This is a genomic window from Phormidium tenue FACHB-1050, assembly GCF_014696925.1.
Lineage (GTDB): Bacteria > Cyanobacteriota > Cyanobacteriia > Pseudanabaenales > Pseudanabaenaceae > Pseudanabaena.
The window spans coordinates 163,955-178,791 of the sequence record NZ_JACJQY010000005.1; the positions used below are offsets into that span (position 1 = coordinate 163,955).

Below are 14,837 nucleotides of genomic sequence, written 5' to 3' on the forward strand. Positions count from 1 at the left end.
CGCTTTTGCGCCCCTTTTTTTATGGTTGAGTTGCTAGTGCTTTTATGGTATAGCCCCACTTTCGTGGATTAAAAACCCAAAAGATGAGGAGCGGTGCGAAGCACCGCTCCTCATCTTTTGGGTTTTATGTTTTTTGGTTTTAGAAAACAAGATCAATTTCTAGCTTTTTGAGATTAATAGCGAACAGTTTGTAACCTGATATATCGGAAATTGCGATCGCTAACAAATTAATGTCAATCGGGGCGATCGCTGTTACCTCACCATCAATAATCAAGTTATTAATATTATTACCGTGCAAATCTAAAAATATCAAAATGGTCTGGTGCTCATTGTAATTAGCTGTAATCGCATAGCCCCAAGGCGTTGCGGTCATGATTAAAACTTCATACTCTAAGGGAATTCGCATCAGCCGATAGGGCTTGATATCAAGCAAATAGATGTTTTTATGATTACCTGCTTCTAGCAAAAGTACGCGATCGCTGGTAAATGTGGCAATCCCAGAATTGATCGGTATGGGCAGGGATAGGCGATACATAATGTTGCAACGCCGCGAAATAATGATTGCGCGACTTTCATTAGTTTCTGGCTTATTGGCGATCGCTAACAAATGATGTTGATCGAAGGCAATGATGCAACTTAAGTTTCTAGTCGCAAACTCCAAGCGCATTGCTCGACCATAAACTAAATTTCGGATTTCTAATTGTTTGCCCGTGGAGACGGCAAACCAATCGCCATGGGGTGAAATCGCCCATTTGAAGAATTGAGACGATTGATATAGAGATTTTGGTTTTCCCTGCCCAAACTGATAGATTGATTGCTTGGTAATCGCGAATAAAGTCTTGTGGGCAAAAGCGATCGCCTCAATCTCATATTCAGATTTGGCGATCTGTTCTGACTGATCTAACGCCAAACTATGCCAGTGCAAAAGAAACTTAGAGGTACTATAAAAACGCGATTTCTCTGCACCAGCTAGTCCAATAATCTTTTCAGGTATATCTTTTTGAGCAAAATGTTGGGATTTCTGAGCAAAGAACAGGGTTGTACAGATTTCAGCATCAGTCCCCAATTTAATATTGCTAAAATCTTCAGACTGAACAGCTTCTAAATCTTGGCGCATTTCACTAGCTGTCATATACCGACGTTTCGGCAGCTTTTCCAGCGATCGCATAATAATTTTGGCAAGCGATCGGGGCAAACTATCAGGAATAGCGATCCGATGATTTAAGTGAGCATTCATTAACTCCGTAGGCATTCCTGTAAATGGTCGCTTGCCAACCAGAAGCTCATACAAAATAATCCCCACTGCATAAATATCCGAGCCTGCTGAAAACTGACCATAAAATCTTTCAGGAGCCATATAACCAGGTGAGCCAGTATTGCTACCATCAGAATCAATTTCTTGACTGAGCCGAGCAATGCCAAAGTCAGAAATTTTTGCTTGCCATCCCTTGGCCGTAATCTTTAGCAGTATATTCTCAGGCTTGATATCACAATGGATAATATTCGCGGCATGGGCATGTTCTAAACCCAGTAAAATATCGTGGATTAAATCAAAGCATTGCTGCACTGATAGGGATCGGCTATGGTTCATCAGATCGCGGAGTGTACCCCCCTCGCAGTAGTCCATCACTAAATAGCGATAGTTTTGATGATGCATCAGGGCTGTACAGGCAACAATATTTTCATGCTGTAAGGTCAATAAAAAGCGCAATTCTCGTAAAAGCTTACTAGTAGGAAATCGCTGATGTTCTAGTTCTTTGAGCGCGACCAATTTGCCAGTATCTCGCATCCTTGCACATGAAACCTTGCCAAATTGTCCTCTGCCAACTAAGCCCAAGATCCGATATTTAGAGAACTGCGAAGGGGATTTTTCATTCATATGGGCATAATCAAGTCTCAGGAAAATTAATCAGGAAAATTAAAACTGTTTCAGCTAAGCTTACCCCCTCTGTTAACCCAAAACACTTAAGGTCTCACCACAAAATCAAGAACCGATTTTTGAGAGTGTTGAGAAGCCGCACCCACAAAAATTTGGTTCTTGATTCAGCAATTCTCATTATAAAAATCGGTTTTTTGAAAGCCCACCTTCGGCAGGCTTTCAAAAAACTGATTTTGGTGTTTCCAGCACCGAAGGTGCTGGAAACACCAAAATCAGTTTCATAATAAGAATTGCCGTTCTTGAATGGGTTACAGAAATTTAACCCCAACTACCGTTAAGCTTAACAATATTCCCTAAAATCACGACGCTTAACATTTCGTTGCAAAACAACTAGAGAGAAGTCGAAAGATTGTCGATATCATGGTAGGAAGTGATATATAAAACGTAATATTTCTCAGCCAAATCCTTAGTCAAATTTATGAGTCAAGCTTCTGCATCCGCCGATGTCCCTAGCATGGGCCGTCGTCAATTTATGAACTTAATTTTAGGGGGGTCTGCGGCCGTAACCACCCTTGGAGCCGCAGGTCCTTTCCTCGCCTATTTTGTTCCACCTTCTCGCGGTGGAACTGGCGGTGGCGTTGCTGCTAAGGACGCACTAGGTAATGATGTAATTGCTTCAAAGTTCTTGGCAGATCATCAAGCAGGCGATCGCGTACTTGCTCAAGGACTCAAAGGCGACCCTACTTATATTGTTGTTACCGACAATAAAGAAATTGCTTCCTATGGACTAAACGCAGTTTGTACACACCTTGGTTGCGTTGTGCCTTGGAACGTTGCCGAAAACAAATTTATGTGTCCTTGTCATGGCTCTCAGTACAACGCTGAAGGTAAAGTTGTACGAGGTCCTGCGCCATTGTCTCTTGCTCTTGCCCATGCCACAGTTAGCGATGATGTGGTGCAATTTAGCACATGGACAGAAACTGACTTCCGCACTAATGAAGCACCTTGGTGGGCTTAAAATAAAGGGTTAAGGATAGACGACGAGGAGCGCCATCTATCCTTAACATATCGAAATTGGTATTTGAATTACATTTGAACTTATACATGAAAAAAGCTTTGTTCCGTGCTAATCGTTTGATTGTGGGAGTCAGTCTATGTGTCCTCACAAGTTTAACTTTACTATTTGGGCTTAATGCCCCCTCTGCTTTTGCATATCCTTATTTTGCTCAAGAAGCTTATAAAAATCCTCGCGAAGCTACAGGTCGCATCGTCTGCGCTAACTGCCACCTCGCCCAAAAGGGAATCGAATTAGAACTACCTCAAGCAGTGCTACCCGACTCCGTATTTGAAGCCGTTGTCAAACTCCCCTACGATCACACCAAACAACAAGTAAGTGCTGATGGCAGCAAAACAGGTTTGAACGTTGGCGCAGTTTTAGTATTGCCTGAAGGATTTAAGATTGCTCCTGAAGATCGCTTGTCTGAAGAACTAAAAGAAAAGACTAAGGATACCTATTACCAACCCTATAGCGATACCCAAGAAAATATTGTTTTAGTTGGTCCCGTATCTGGTGATGATTATTCGGAAATTGTTTTTCCTGTACTTGCACCCGATCCTGCTAAGGACAAGAATGTTCACTTCTTGAAATATGCGGTCAGTGCTGGCGGTAACCGTGGTCGTGGACAGGTTTATCCTACTGGCGAAAAGAGCAATAACAACGAATATACTTCTTCTGTTTCTGGTCTAGTTACTCAGATTAGCCCGATCGCTCCTAATGAAGATGAAGGTATCTACGGTGGTTATGAAATTTCGGTTCAGACTACTGATGGCAGTATTGCTATTGAGAAAGTTCCTGCTGGAGCGGAACTAGTTGTAGAACCTGGCAGTGATGTGAAAGTTGGTTCTCCTCTAACCACAAATCCTAATGTTGGTGGTTTTGGTCAGCATGATGGCGAAATCGTCCTTCAAGATCCTCGCCGCATTCAGTGGTTGCTAGCATTCTTTGCTTCGGTCATCGTTACCCAAATTTTGTTGGTACTGAAGAAGAAGCAAGTCGAAAAAGTCCAAGCAGCAGAAATGAATTTCTAAAAGCTCCTTGTTTTTTTAAAACAAAAAGAAGCACCCTTAGGGTGCTTCTTTTTGTTTTTAGATTGTGGAAATTTCTTTTTCTTTTTCGGCTGTTACCTTATCGATAGTTTTAACGAACTTTTCCGTTAACTTATCTACTTGTTCTTGTTGGCTTTTGGAATCATCTTCAGAAATTTCTTTTGCCTTTTCTAGCTTTCTCAATGAATCGATCGCATCACGACGCACATTACGAATCGCAACTTTGCCCTCTTCGGCGAGTTTGGAAACCATTTTTACCAACTCTTTACGGCGATCAGTCGTTAACGGCGGAATATTTAGGCGAATGCTAGTACCATCATTGTTTGGGGTTAGCCCAATATCCGACTCAGATATAGCCTTCTCAATTGCACGCATACTACTGCGATCAAAAGGCTGAATCATCAAAGTCGTAGCATCAGGCGAAGAAATATTTGCCAAAGCTTTGAGGTGTGTTGCCCCATAATATTCCACAGTAATTCGATCCAATAGCGAAGCATTAGCACGCCCCGTTCGCACACTATTAAAATTGTGCTGGGTCGCTTCTACAGCTTTCTGCATTCGCGCCTCAACATCAGTTAACTTCACAGGAACCTCCAACATAAGTACCAATCGATTCTCCCATGACGACGCGACGAATGTTACCTGTAACACCAAGATCAAACACAATAATTGGAATGCCATTTTCTTTGCATAAGGCAAAGGCTGTTGCATCCATTACGCGCAAATCATTGATTAAGGCATGGTCAAAGCTAACGGATTGATAACGTTTTGCGTCAGGATTTTTCTTAGGGTCACAGTCATAAATGCCATCAACTTTAGTTGCCTTCAAAATTACGTCAGCATTAATTTCCGCACCACGTAAAGCCGCCGTTGTATCAGTGGTGAAATAGGGATTACCTGAACCTGCGCCAAAAATAACCACCCGATTGTTTTCAAGGTGGCGAATGGCACGGCGGCGAATATATGGTTCTGCGATTTCCTGCATGGCGATCGCAGACATTACTCTTGTAGGAATCGGCTCATCTAATTGTTCAAAGGCATCTTGTAAAGTAAGTGCGTTCATCACGGTGGCGATCATGCCAATATAATCGGCTGTGGCTCGATCCATGCCTTTAGCAGCGCCATTAATGCCCCGAAAGATATTGCCACCACCAACTACGATCGCTACTTCGATCCCATCTTTGACAATTTCAGCAACCTGTAAAGCAATATCTTGAACCACTTCAGGATCAATACCAAAACTGCGATCGCCCATAAGCGCTTCGCCACTGAGTTTTAATAAAATACGTTTATATTTTGGGCTAGCAAGCTTTGCTGATGGGGATGTTGTTTCTTTTTCGACTTCTTTTGTAGTTGCGTTCATGTTTCATTCCTAACTGATTATTTTCTAGCGCGATCGCTTTTTATGGTTTTCTCTCTCTAGACAAGACGTATCTACATACCATTACAGTTTCTACGGCAAATGGCTTAACTTTTACTGACTTTTCTCATCAGCTATACCAATTCACGCAAGTGCGACCACACTTTTATGAATTAAAACCCAGACTCAGAAAGGGTTTTCAAGTTAATAAATGGCATAGCCATTTATTAACTTGGTATTACATACTCTGGATTGCGATCTGCCTCATGATCGACTGGTTGCAGAGAAGCATTGGAGAAATCCGTACAATTCAAATTTGCACCGTTTAGATTTGTCCTTAGTAAAAACGCACCGTTAAAACTAGCTTTATAACAATTGGATTTACTAAGATTTGCGCCCTCTAGACATGCGCGACCTAACTGCGTGTCAATCAAAAATGCACCGTTAAGATCAGCATCTTGGAGATCAGCATCATTTAGATTTGCATTGCTTAGATTTGCCCCACTTAGATCTGCTTTGGACAATAAAGCATCACAGAGGTTGACGGCATACAAATTTGCATGGGAAAGATCTGATGCCGAGAAATTTGCGTGACTAAGATTAGCTTCGCTAAAACTTGCTCCACTTAGATTAGCGCCTTCAAGATTAGCTCCATTTAATTTTGCCCCATCTAAGTTTGCTCCTTTCAAAAATGCTTCTGCGAGATTTGCTCCCTCTAGATTGGCTCCGACTAGAGACACACAACTTAAATTGGCTCTTGTCAAGTCAGAGTTGGCGAGACTCACTGCATTGAGATTTGCGCCAGTTAGGTCAGCATCCCTTAGATTAGCCCGTTCCAACCTAGCACCATGCAAATCAGCCTTAATCAGACTAGCACCATTTAGATCCGCCTCACAGAGATTTGCATCGCTGAGGCTAGCGCGGTAGAGGACAGTAGTATTTAGCTTTGCGCCGTACAAATTGGCTTCATTTAAAGTAGTGCAGGATAGGTTAGCTTCACTCAGATTGGCATTAGCCAAATTGATTGCGGTCAAACCCACACCACTAAGATTTTCTCGGCTGAGATCGATATCACTAAAATCTCGAAAGCCTTGGTTATAGCGATCGATCAGTTCTCTAGCTTTCATTACTCTTTCACACCATATTTTTGCGATCGCATAGGAATGAGCTTTGCCCATTCCTATGCGGTTATTACTTGTCCGTTGGCAAAATTGCTCCTGTCATATTTGCCCCGTCTAAATTTGTCCATAGCATGAAAGCTCCTCTCAGGTTTGTCCACAACATAAAAGCACCTTTCAAATTAGCCCCTGTCAAACTAGCTCTAGTAAGGTTGGCGCGATTGAGATTAGCTCTATTTAAACTGGCTCCGTTTAGTACTGCTTCATCAAGATTTGCACCCGTTAGATTTGCTTCATTCAAAATTGCATTGTGTAAATTAGTGCGGATTAAGTAAGCACCACGTAGATCAACATTGCTCAAATCAGCGCCACTTAAATTTGCACCCATTAAGTTAGCACCACTTAAATTTGCACCACTGAGATTGGCATTGGATAGATTAACACCGTTCAGATTTGCACCACCGAGGTTGGATTTCATCAAAAATGCACCCGTGAGATTTGTCCAACTCAAGTCAGCTTCGGATAAGTTGGCTTCGTTCAGATTTGCCCAACTTAGATCTGAGCCTACTAAATTTGCTTTTTCTAGATTAGCTCTTAATAAATTTGCCCAGCCCAAGTTAGCGCGACTAAGTGAACCACCACTTAAATTAGCCTCAACAAGATCAACAGCATTGAGATTTGCGGCATTTAAGATAGCACCACTGAGATCGACTCCCTGCAACTCTGCGCCTGTGAGATTGGCTTCCGTCAAATCAACGTTCATCAAGCAAGCCTGACTTAGGTTTGCACCGCTGAGATTTGCCTTAATCATCAGTGCACCCGTGAAGTCAGAATCACTTAGATCTGCTCCCAATAAATTCGACTCAATAAAAAATGTGCCATTCAGCTTAGCCCGACTGAGATTTGCACCGTTGAGGCAGGCTCCTGTGAGGGTGGCAAGACTGAGATCGGCGCTAATCAAAGATGCGCTAGTTAAATTAGCCGAATTGAGATTGGCGGCAACTAAATAGGCTTCATTGAGGCAGGCTCTTTGAAGATCGGCTTTGATTAAGAAAGCGGAGGTAAGATTTGCTTCGGTTAAATTTGCTTCGACCAGATTGGCTCGATTTAAATCCGCTTTATGGAGAAATGCACCTGTAAGGTTCGCTTTGGAAAGCATCGCATCTGCTAGTTTGGCACTACTAAGATTAACGCGCTTGAGATCTGCTCCCTTGAGGTTGATTCCTTCTAGGCTTGATTTGGTAAGATTTGCTTTAGTAAAGTCGGTAAGATTCACGCCTGCCTCATTTTGATTCGTTGTACTCGTTACATCTCAAGAAGATTTTTAGACATATTCTTAAACTAATTAAATATGTGTGCGTTCTTTATTTCTCCTTGATTTGGCTTGACAAGATGGCTGCGTCTCAATTTCTAGGAAACATGACGATTCATGATCTACTTCCTAACTTCTAGAATATTTTTATAAAGTAAAGCGCTTCGCGATGAACTTTATAACTTCTACAATTAGAGTGATTTGTTATAAAATACGGCGCTTCGCGATGAACTTTATAACTTCTATAAATACAATACATGAGGAAAATGAAGATGAGATCGCCTTGCAATATTTGGCTTAGATACTCAAGTTTTGATTAAGGTTTTGATAACGAATGACAAATACTGATTTACAACAAGTTATTAAGCCTGCCTCAGATCGGTTTTTAGGTAAGGTTTATTTAGTTGGTGCGGGACCTGGGGACTCAGGGTTGATGACTCTGAAAGGCAAAGCATTATTAGAAACCTGTGATGTAGTGCTTTACGATGCTTTGGTCAGCGATGAGATTCTGGCGATGATTAACCCGATCGCGGAGAAAATTCATGCAGGTAAGCGTCGTGGTAATCATTCTTTGCTGCAAGAAGAGACTACGAAGTTATTAATTGAGAAAGCTCAGGAACATTCCATAGTCGTGCGTTTGAAAGGGGGAGATCCGTTCATTTTTGGGCGTGGCGGTGAAGAGCTTGCCGACTTGCGAACGGCGGGAATTGCAGTGGAGGTTGTTCCTGGTATTACTTCAGGGATTGCTGCTCCTGCCTATGCAGGTATTCCCCTGACCCATCGTGATTTTAGCTCGTCGGTAATTTTTGTGACAGGGCATGAGTCGGCGGGGAAATATCGACCCCAGATTAACTGGACAGCGATCGCTCAGGCTGCGGAAACGATAGTGGTATATATGGGATTGCATAATTTAGGTGAAATTGTTCCCAAAGTAATCGCGGCTGGCTTACCTGAAACGACACCTGTAGCTTTAATTCGTCAGGGAACCCGCGCCGATCAGTCTGAATTAATTGGCTGTTTGGGTAATATTGTTGAACTTGTTCAAGAAAGTAACTTTACGCCACCTGCGATCGCTGTGATAGGCAATATTGTCAACTTTCGCAATTGCGTCTGAATGTTAGACTAGTCTTTTGAAGGGAAAAAAGCTAATGACAAATAGTAAAGCGAGTATTCCTGCTGAAATCGAGAATAATAACCATCGTCTTGAAGTACAAATACAGGACATTTTAGAGGCGATCGTGGCTACGGAGTCATTTGTATCAGAGATAGATTTTATGCAGTTTAGTCGCGATCAAAAAACGATTTTTGCAGTAGAAAGGGCGATTGGGCTGATCGGTGCAACGGCGAAGCGATTGCCGATTAGTTTTATGGATCAGTATCCCCAAATTAATTGGCGACGCTTGACTAGTGTGGGTGATAGCTTAATGTTTGGCTATTTAGAAGTGGATCTCAATACTTTGTGGGAGTTAACTCACCATGATGTGCCTTTTATCAAAGAGTTAATGCGAAAAGCGATCGCCAATTTATAACTCTATAGCTGTCGCCATTCTTAAACCCAAGTAGTGTGAGGCGGCGCGAAGCGCCGCCTCACACTATTTGGGTTTTGATTTGATACAGGTGGCTATAGCTATATAAAAAAAGACAGCACTTCGTGCTGTCTTTTTTATGCACAGATCCATCCTTCAAGGCGATCGCAGGTTTCAGGAATTCCATAGTTTTCTTGTCGAGAAGCATGTGCTGCTTGAATTGCCGCAAGTACAGCATCGATTGTGTCTCCTGATGGATCATTTACACATTCCCCGTTAAGCTGTTGATTAACTTCGACATCAAAGCCGTATTTTGTTAGAGATAGAGGCGATCGCACCTGATTAATTATTTCTTGACGCAAAAATTTCATTTCTGAGGTTTGTTTTCGCTTGTTATCGGATTTATAGCTTTGCTTGCCAATAAGGCCCCTTGCGATTAGGGCAGGGTAAATCTCCATGACAATGCGTGGATCGTCAGTGGGATGACAAGGCAAAATGCTAAACCCAGTCTTAAGCATTCTAGGTGCGCCTTCAAAAAACATTTTCCCTACAGGCACACCATAAATTTTCATCGGACTAATTGCACCTGTGAGCCGATCAGTTTGACGCAAATGTTCGCGATCGCCATTAGCTCGACCCTGACGATATTGATTTAAGGTTTCCACAAATTCCTGCTTAGTCATCTGCCCAATGTGAGCAACATATTCTGCCCAAGTTTCTCCCCATTGCAAGTTCTCGATTAATTTGCGAGGCTGTCCTAAAGGAAAATCCACCCCAGCAATCCAAGATGGCGATCGCTGAAGAAATTCCATAAAAGAGAGAAAGTCTGTAAACCGATAGAACTTCTCAATATGTAGAATATCTGCTTCTAAAAATGACTCTACACAAGTAATTACCTTTGTTTTACTAGGTGCGCTCGTAAAATCAATTCCATATATTTTCATGGTGTTCTCAAACTAGAAATGACGCGGCTTTGCCGTGCCACAAAAAATTTGCTTCTTATCTATCTCTAACTTTAATTTCGATTTGTGGAGGTGGGGGTGTTGGTGTTGCTGTAGGTGTTGGGGATGGAGGAATTGGCGTTGTCGATGTGGGAGTTGGTGACACTAATGGAGAAGTTAAGGGAGGAGTTGTGGGACTGGCTGTTGGTTGAGCGATCGCCGTTTCCTTCAGATTAAGTTTTAGTTGATAGGGGATCTCAGAAGTGCCGCCAATACCCTTGATCTGCACGACATAGGCTCCATCAGATGTAATGGGGACATCGGCATTGACAACATTAACAGCATTGGATAGGGGAACCCCTTGAGCATTCAGGACAGTAAGTAATAGTCCATTACCTGTAATTGCTGTACTGAGCAATTGACCAGACTTAGCCTGAATTGTATAAGTATGCGTGCCATCGCCCACGATTTTGCTAGGAAAGAAGGAATCCTTGTTAACTTCTAAATTGATAACTTGATTTATAGAAGTATTAGAAATGGTTGCTGATGTTGGACTAGGACTAGCTTCAGGTACTATCGGCTTGACAGGTATCGCTGGATTATTGACAATAACTGCGGGCTGATTATTTCGCATCATTGCTGGTAAAGCAAAAGCAGCAATTACCGCTACTACTGCCAACAGTCCACCAAATAGAAATAGAACTCCTGAGTTAGAGCTAGCAGATGGAGCGGGAACTGTTCGACGAGTGGTGGAACTAGATTTGTAAGAAGTCGCCACATTAGAGTTAGCTAATTTGTCCGTTCCATTAAGAACAGTTGTCCTGACAATCTTGCTTGTTGTGGCTTGACGCTCCACTTCAGTCATCGTCGCAAAGGTGCTAATACCTTGATTGACCTCACGTATTGATTGATATCGTTGTGTATAGTGATATCGCACCATCCGAGTTAATACCATGGCTAGTCCGTTACTAACCTGTGCTTTATCGCGCCAGACTAGTTCCCCCGTAGCAGGATCGGTTGGCAGATCAGTGGGACCGTAACCTGTAAGAGCCTTAATCGCCACCATACCCAGAGCATAAATATCACTGCTGTAAGTTGGTCTCCCTGCACATTGCTCACTGGGCATATAACCAGGTGTGCCGATGGTGACCGTAAATCGTGATTCCCCTTTCTCATTGGCGGTCAGTTGGGTACTAGCATCTTGCATAGCTCTCACCGCACCAAAGTCAATTAGGACAATTTTGCGATCTTTCTTACGGCGAATTAAGTTGTCTGGCTTAATATCGCGATGGATTACCCCTTCTGAATGAACAAATTCCAAAACATCAAGAACATCTTTCAAAATCTGAATTACTTCAACTTCGCTGAGTTGTTTGTCTCGCACTGGTGCGTCTATATTGGCAAGCTCCGCCAGAATCCGATCTTGCGGTTCGTTATCTAAATCTGACACTTCAGGCAAAGGGGCTTTGAGTTCGTCATGAAGCGATCGCCCTTCTACAAATTCTTGTACTAAAAAGAACTGCTTATCTTCCTCAAAATAGGCAAGCAATTGTGGGATCTGGTCATGCCTGCCTAACTTTTCAAGAGTTTCTGCCTCAGTGTTAAATAGCCGTCTTGCCTCCCGAATAAAACTAGGATCATCACTAGCGGGTTTTAATTGCTTGACAACGCAGGGTGGCGATCCAGGTCGGCGCATATCCCTCGCGATAAATGTATGCCCAAATCCACCTGCACCGATTTGCTTAATTAGTTTGTAACGTCCATCAAGTACTTTGGCTGGCATGGCGATCGCCCCTCTAGTTATAGGCTATGGCAAGTTGGAAATTTGCTCTATATTGTAAGAATTGGAGAGTTTTGAGAGCCTCCCGAACGGGCGCTCTCAAAACTCATCTAGGATTGCTATGTTTCATTGTATAGGATCAGTCAGTTCTGCAAAACTTCAGCGCTGTAAGTCGTATCATAGATAAGAAAAATATTCTCTTGCCTCAAAGTTAATGAACTTGACTGCTGACACGCACTTACTTACTCAACAACTCCAGACCATTGATGAGCAATTATCAAAGCGATCGCTAGCTCTCGATCCTAGTGGCTACTTTATTATTTATGTAGATCGCCAACAAAATTTAATTTGTGCGAAACACTACAGCAATATCATCAATGAGCAGGGCTTAGCCGTTGATCCTGAGACAGGAAAGCCAATTCCTGCTAAAGGTAAAGTTGATCGCCAAGCAGTGCAGTTATTTACAGGTCGTACTGCTAAGGAACTATGTGTAGAAATCTTTGAAAACACCCATCCTTGTCCTGTTACACTATTTGACCATGCTGCATATTTAGGTCGTGAAGCGCAACGAGCAGAATTAGCACTGTTGCAGCAACAAGAATATATCCAAGACTAGAGATTGTTACGATATTCAGCGCTTCGCACGATCGCATGTACCCAAATATAATCATTCATATCATAGTCATAAGCGCCAGATGTCACCTTTGAGCCTTACCTCTAACAACAGTTGGTGGGAAATCCAAGTTATAGCCGAACAGTCTCTAGAAGAGCAGATTTTCTGGCGACTACAAAATTTTGGCTGTCAAGGAATGGCAAGCCAAAAAAAAGACGGAGAGATTCGCGTTAGCAGTTATTTGCCTGTTGAAAAAGGTAATGTTTTAGATCTAGCGGCTTTGGCGCTATGGCTAAAGCAAGATGCGATCGCTTGGAATTACGAAGCACCAATTACCCAATGGACAGTAATTAACGACGAGGATTGGTCATCGAGCTGGAAACAACATTGGAGTCCACAGGAAATCGGTGACATGTTGGTAATTTATCCAGCATGGATTGATCCGCCCACCGATGGCGATCGCAAAATTCTACGTCTTGATCCTGGTAGTGCTTTTGGTACTGGCGCTCATGCCACTACACAGCTTTGTTTAGAAGCTTTAGAAATGCGTCTTTGGGGTGCAAAGCCCGAAGATAATATTGTGGTTGCCGATGTTGGTTGCGGTTCAGGGATTCTCAGTATTGGGGCTTTGCTGATTGGGGCAAGTCAAACCTATGCGATCGATAATGACATTCTGGCGATCAAGGCAACTAATCACAATCGCCAACTAAATGATATTCCTGAAGATAAAATCTGGGTTGCAGAAGGCAGTATTCAAGACTTGATTGCCCATATGCCTGCACCTGCGAATGGGTTTACCTGTAATATTCTTGCCGATATCATTGTTGATATGGTTCCCCATTTCGATAAGCTAGTTGGTGAAAATGGCTGGGGGATTTTAAGTGGAATTTTGGTTGAGCAAGTACCAAAGGTTGCTGAGGCTCTGGATGCTCACAAATGGGTAATTGCTACATTTTGGAAGCGGCAAGAATGGGCTTGTTTGACAATTAGGCGTTCGGAATATTAGAGAACAAGGCGCTTAAGCGCCTTGTTCTCTAATATTCTGTAGGGGCTATTCATGAATCGCCCCTACGGGTGAGTGGGACTTGCAACCATAATCCCGATCGCATGATCAACCCCTTCAACGTAACGCTGTAAATCGGGAGAAACTTTGACTTTTCCTGATGGTGACGCATGGATCAGTCCTATCCCATTGCTAGTAGGATAAACAAAACCTGTATGCGTAGTATCCAGCCCTTGAATATCCGTCGTCACAGCAATAATGTCACCCGCTTTGAGTAATGGATAGATAGAACGAATTTTGGAGCTAGGAATATATTGTAGTGGATGCGATCTCGTCTCTAATGCGATCTGCTTTTCCATTACTAAAATGCATTGACGATTGGCTTCATTATTCTTTAGACGTGGATACTTTTGCCAATTACTGCTCATAAAGTTCAGAGTCTTATGGAGAGGAATCCCTCCTAATTCAGCAGTGCGATCGCGCACAATATTCCTTTTTTGATTGTCGCGTATCCATGCTGAGAAATAATGTAAACGACTGCAATAACCATCTAGTTTGCCATCTGTATATCGAACTGTTTGAACATTCCTCACAAAATTCTCATAACTTGAATTTGGAGAAAGTAAATTGCGTGAAAATGCTAAAACCGTTTCCACAAAAAGCACACAGTCGAATTCTATAAGTGAGATAAATAGTTTTTCAGCATCGCCTTGATCTAACAAACCTTCGCGATAGGTTGCACCTAGAAATTTGGCAGAAACAGTTTGCAGAACTTTGTCTATAGGTAATTGGGATAACTGGCGATCACCTAAGGACTGCATCAATCGCTGATATTCTAATTTCTGAGTGGCAATATTTGCAGTGGATCGCTTTTGAGGCTCAGTAATTTGCTTAGATATCAGTCTAGGTTTATCTTGCTGATGCTGAATACAATTATTGATGGGGAACCCTATAAATATGTTGCCTAGTAAGGAACACATAAAAAATAGATTTTCAATTTCTTGCATAAACCCCGCACCTAGTCTGTAGGCTTAGCAGTATAGCAATGAACAAGCCCAAAATATAAGCTGTGCAAAGCACAGCTTATATAGCAATGTAAGTTTTGCAAAAAGATGAGTGGCGGCGCTTCGCGCCGCCACTCATCTTTTTGGTTTTGATTTTTGTCCGAGCTATCTTTTACATTGCTATATTTTGATGAA

General features: G+C 42.4%; 14 protein-coding genes. 6 read left to right on the top strand and 8 right to left on the bottom strand.

The genetic code is table 11. The features are described 5' to 3' along the window. Nucleotides 1-139: 139 nt before the first annotated feature. Complete coding sequence (locus H6G05_RS05300; protein WP_190576954.1) at nt 140-1,879, bottom strand: serine/threonine-protein kinase; 1,740 nt, start codon at nt 1,877-1,879, stop codon at nt 140-142. A gap of 478 nt (nt 1,880-2,357) precedes the next feature. Here H6G05_RS05300 and petC point away from each other — a divergent pair, with 478 nt between their 5' ends. Together petC and H6G05_RS05310 are read left to right on the top strand one after the other, a co-directional pair. Then, nucleotides 2,358-2,897: a cytochrome b6-f complex iron-sulfur subunit gene (gene petC, locus H6G05_RS05305; RefSeq protein ID WP_190576956.1), complete on the top strand. Its 540-nt coding sequence runs from the start codon at nt 2,358-2,360 to the stop codon at nt 2,895-2,897. A gap of 86 nt (nt 2,898-2,983) precedes the next feature. Next, a complete protein-coding gene (locus H6G05_RS05310) occupies nt 2,984-3,967 on the top strand; it encodes an apocytochrome f (RefSeq protein WP_190576958.1) in 984 nt (327 codons plus the stop codon). Between the two features lie 57 nt (nt 3,968-4,024). Here H6G05_RS05310 and frr read toward each other — a convergent pair whose 3' ends face one another. The 4 genes from frr to H6G05_RS25790 form a co-directional block, all read right to left on the bottom strand. Next, entirely contained in the window at nt 4,025-4,570 is a 546-nt protein-coding gene (frr, locus tag H6G05_RS05315; protein ID WP_190576960.1) for a ribosome recycling factor, read from the bottom strand. Then, entirely contained in the window at nt 4,557-5,348 is a 792-nt protein-coding gene (pyrH, locus tag H6G05_RS05320) for a UMP kinase (RefSeq protein WP_190576962.1), read from the bottom strand. The genes frr and pyrH overlap by 14 nt, the downstream gene beginning before the upstream one ends. A gap of 224 nt (nt 5,349-5,572) precedes the next feature. Continuing rightward, nucleotides 5,573-6,523 (bottom strand): pentapeptide repeat-containing protein, encoded by a 951-nt coding sequence (locus H6G05_RS05325; RefSeq protein ID WP_242025262.1) that lies wholly within the window; start codon nt 6,521-6,523, stop codon nt 5,573-5,575. Between the two features lie 13 nt (nt 6,524-6,536). Continuing rightward, nucleotides 6,537-7,739 (bottom strand): pentapeptide repeat-containing protein, encoded by a 1,203-nt coding sequence (locus H6G05_RS25790; RefSeq protein ID WP_190576964.1) that lies wholly within the window; start codon nt 7,737-7,739, stop codon nt 6,537-6,539. 370 nt (nt 7,740-8,109) lie between these two features. Here H6G05_RS25790 and cobA point away from each other — a divergent pair, with 370 nt between their 5' ends. Together cobA and H6G05_RS05340 are read left to right on the top strand one after the other, a co-directional pair. After that, nucleotides 8,110-8,889 (top strand): uroporphyrinogen-III C-methyltransferase, encoded by a 780-nt coding sequence (cobA, locus tag H6G05_RS05335; RefSeq protein WP_190576965.1) that lies wholly within the window; start codon nt 8,110-8,112, stop codon nt 8,887-8,889. A gap of 34 nt (nt 8,890-8,923) precedes the next feature. After that, nucleotides 8,924-9,304, top strand: coding sequence for a HepT-like ribonuclease domain-containing protein (locus H6G05_RS05340; protein ID WP_190576967.1), 381 nt, complete (start codon nt 8,924-8,926; stop codon nt 9,302-9,304). A gap of 134 nt (nt 9,305-9,438) precedes the next feature. On the opposite strand, the gene H6G05_RS05345 is transcribed toward H6G05_RS05340, so the two are convergent. Next, entirely contained in the window at nt 9,439-10,245 is an 807-nt protein-coding gene (locus tag H6G05_RS05345; protein WP_190576970.1) for a DUF429 domain-containing protein, read from the bottom strand. A 55-nt stretch (nt 10,246-10,300) separates the two neighbouring features. Further along, a complete protein-coding gene (locus tag H6G05_RS05350; protein ID WP_190576972.1) occupies nt 10,301-12,025 on the bottom strand; it encodes a serine/threonine-protein kinase in 1,725 nt (574 codons plus the stop codon). A 211-nt stretch (nt 12,026-12,236) separates the two neighbouring features. Between H6G05_RS05350 and H6G05_RS05355 the strand changes: the two genes are divergently transcribed. Together H6G05_RS05355 and prmA are read left to right on the top strand one after the other, a co-directional pair. Then, nucleotides 12,237-12,638 carry a DUF4346 domain-containing protein gene (locus H6G05_RS05355; protein ID WP_190576974.1) on the top strand — a complete coding sequence of 134 codons (402 nt, stop codon included), beginning with the start codon at nt 12,237-12,239 and terminating at the stop codon, nt 12,636-12,638. 79 nt (nt 12,639-12,717) lie between these two features. Further along, nucleotides 12,718-13,641 carry a 50S ribosomal protein L11 methyltransferase gene (prmA, locus tag H6G05_RS05360; protein ID WP_190576976.1) on the top strand — a complete coding sequence of 308 codons (924 nt, stop codon included), beginning with the start codon at nt 12,718-12,720 and terminating at the stop codon, nt 13,639-13,641. Nucleotides 13,642-13,703: 62 nt separating this feature from the next. Here the strand turns inward: prmA and H6G05_RS05365 are convergent, their stop codons facing one another. Further along, the gene (locus H6G05_RS05365) at nt 13,704-14,645 is read right to left on the bottom strand and encodes an N-acetylmuramoyl-L-alanine amidase-like domain-containing protein (RefSeq protein WP_190576978.1); all 942 of its coding nucleotides are present in this window, start codon (nt 14,643-14,645) and stop codon (nt 13,704-13,706) included. Nucleotides 14,646-14,837 lie beyond the last annotated feature (192 nt).

Bases quoted from the DNA above. Each gene is read 5' to 3' on its own strand.
- H6G05_RS05300 (WP_190576954.1), bottom strand. From the start codon at position 1,879: ATGAATGAAAAATCCCCTTCGCAGTTCTCTAAATATCGGATCTTGGGC.
- petC (WP_190576956.1), top strand. From the start codon at position 2,358: ATGAGTCAAGCTTCTGCATCCGCCGATGTCCCTAGCATGGGCCGTCGT.
- H6G05_RS05310 (WP_190576958.1), top strand. From the start codon at position 2,984: ATGAAAAAAGCTTTGTTCCGTGCTAATCGTTTGATTGTGGGAGTCAGT.
- pyrH (WP_190576962.1), bottom strand. From the start codon at position 5,348: ATGAACGCAACTACAAAAGAAGTCGAAAAAGAAACAACATCCCCATCA.
- H6G05_RS05325 (WP_242025262.1), bottom strand. From the start codon at position 6,523: ATGGGCAAAGCTCATTCCTATGCGATCGCAAAAATATGGTGTGAAAGA.
- cobA (WP_190576965.1), top strand. From the start codon at position 8,110: ATGACAAATACTGATTTACAACAAGTTATTAAGCCTGCCTCAGATCGG.
- H6G05_RS05340 (WP_190576967.1), top strand. From the start codon at position 8,924: ATGACAAATAGTAAAGCGAGTATTCCTGCTGAAATCGAGAATAATAAC.
- H6G05_RS05345 (WP_190576970.1), bottom strand. From the start codon at position 10,245: ATGAAAATATATGGAATTGATTTTACGAGCGCACCTAGTAAAACAAAG.
- H6G05_RS05350 (WP_190576972.1), bottom strand. From the start codon at position 12,025: ATGCCAGCCAAAGTACTTGATGGACGTTACAAACTAATTAAGCAAATC.
- H6G05_RS05355 (WP_190576974.1), top strand. From the start codon at position 12,237: ATGAACTTGACTGCTGACACGCACTTACTTACTCAACAACTCCAGACC.
- prmA (WP_190576976.1), top strand. From the start codon at position 12,718: ATGTCACCTTTGAGCCTTACCTCTAACAACAGTTGGTGGGAAATCCAA.
- H6G05_RS05365 (WP_190576978.1), bottom strand. From the start codon at position 14,645: ATGCAAGAAATTGAAAATCTATTTTTTATGTGTTCCTTACTAGGCAAC.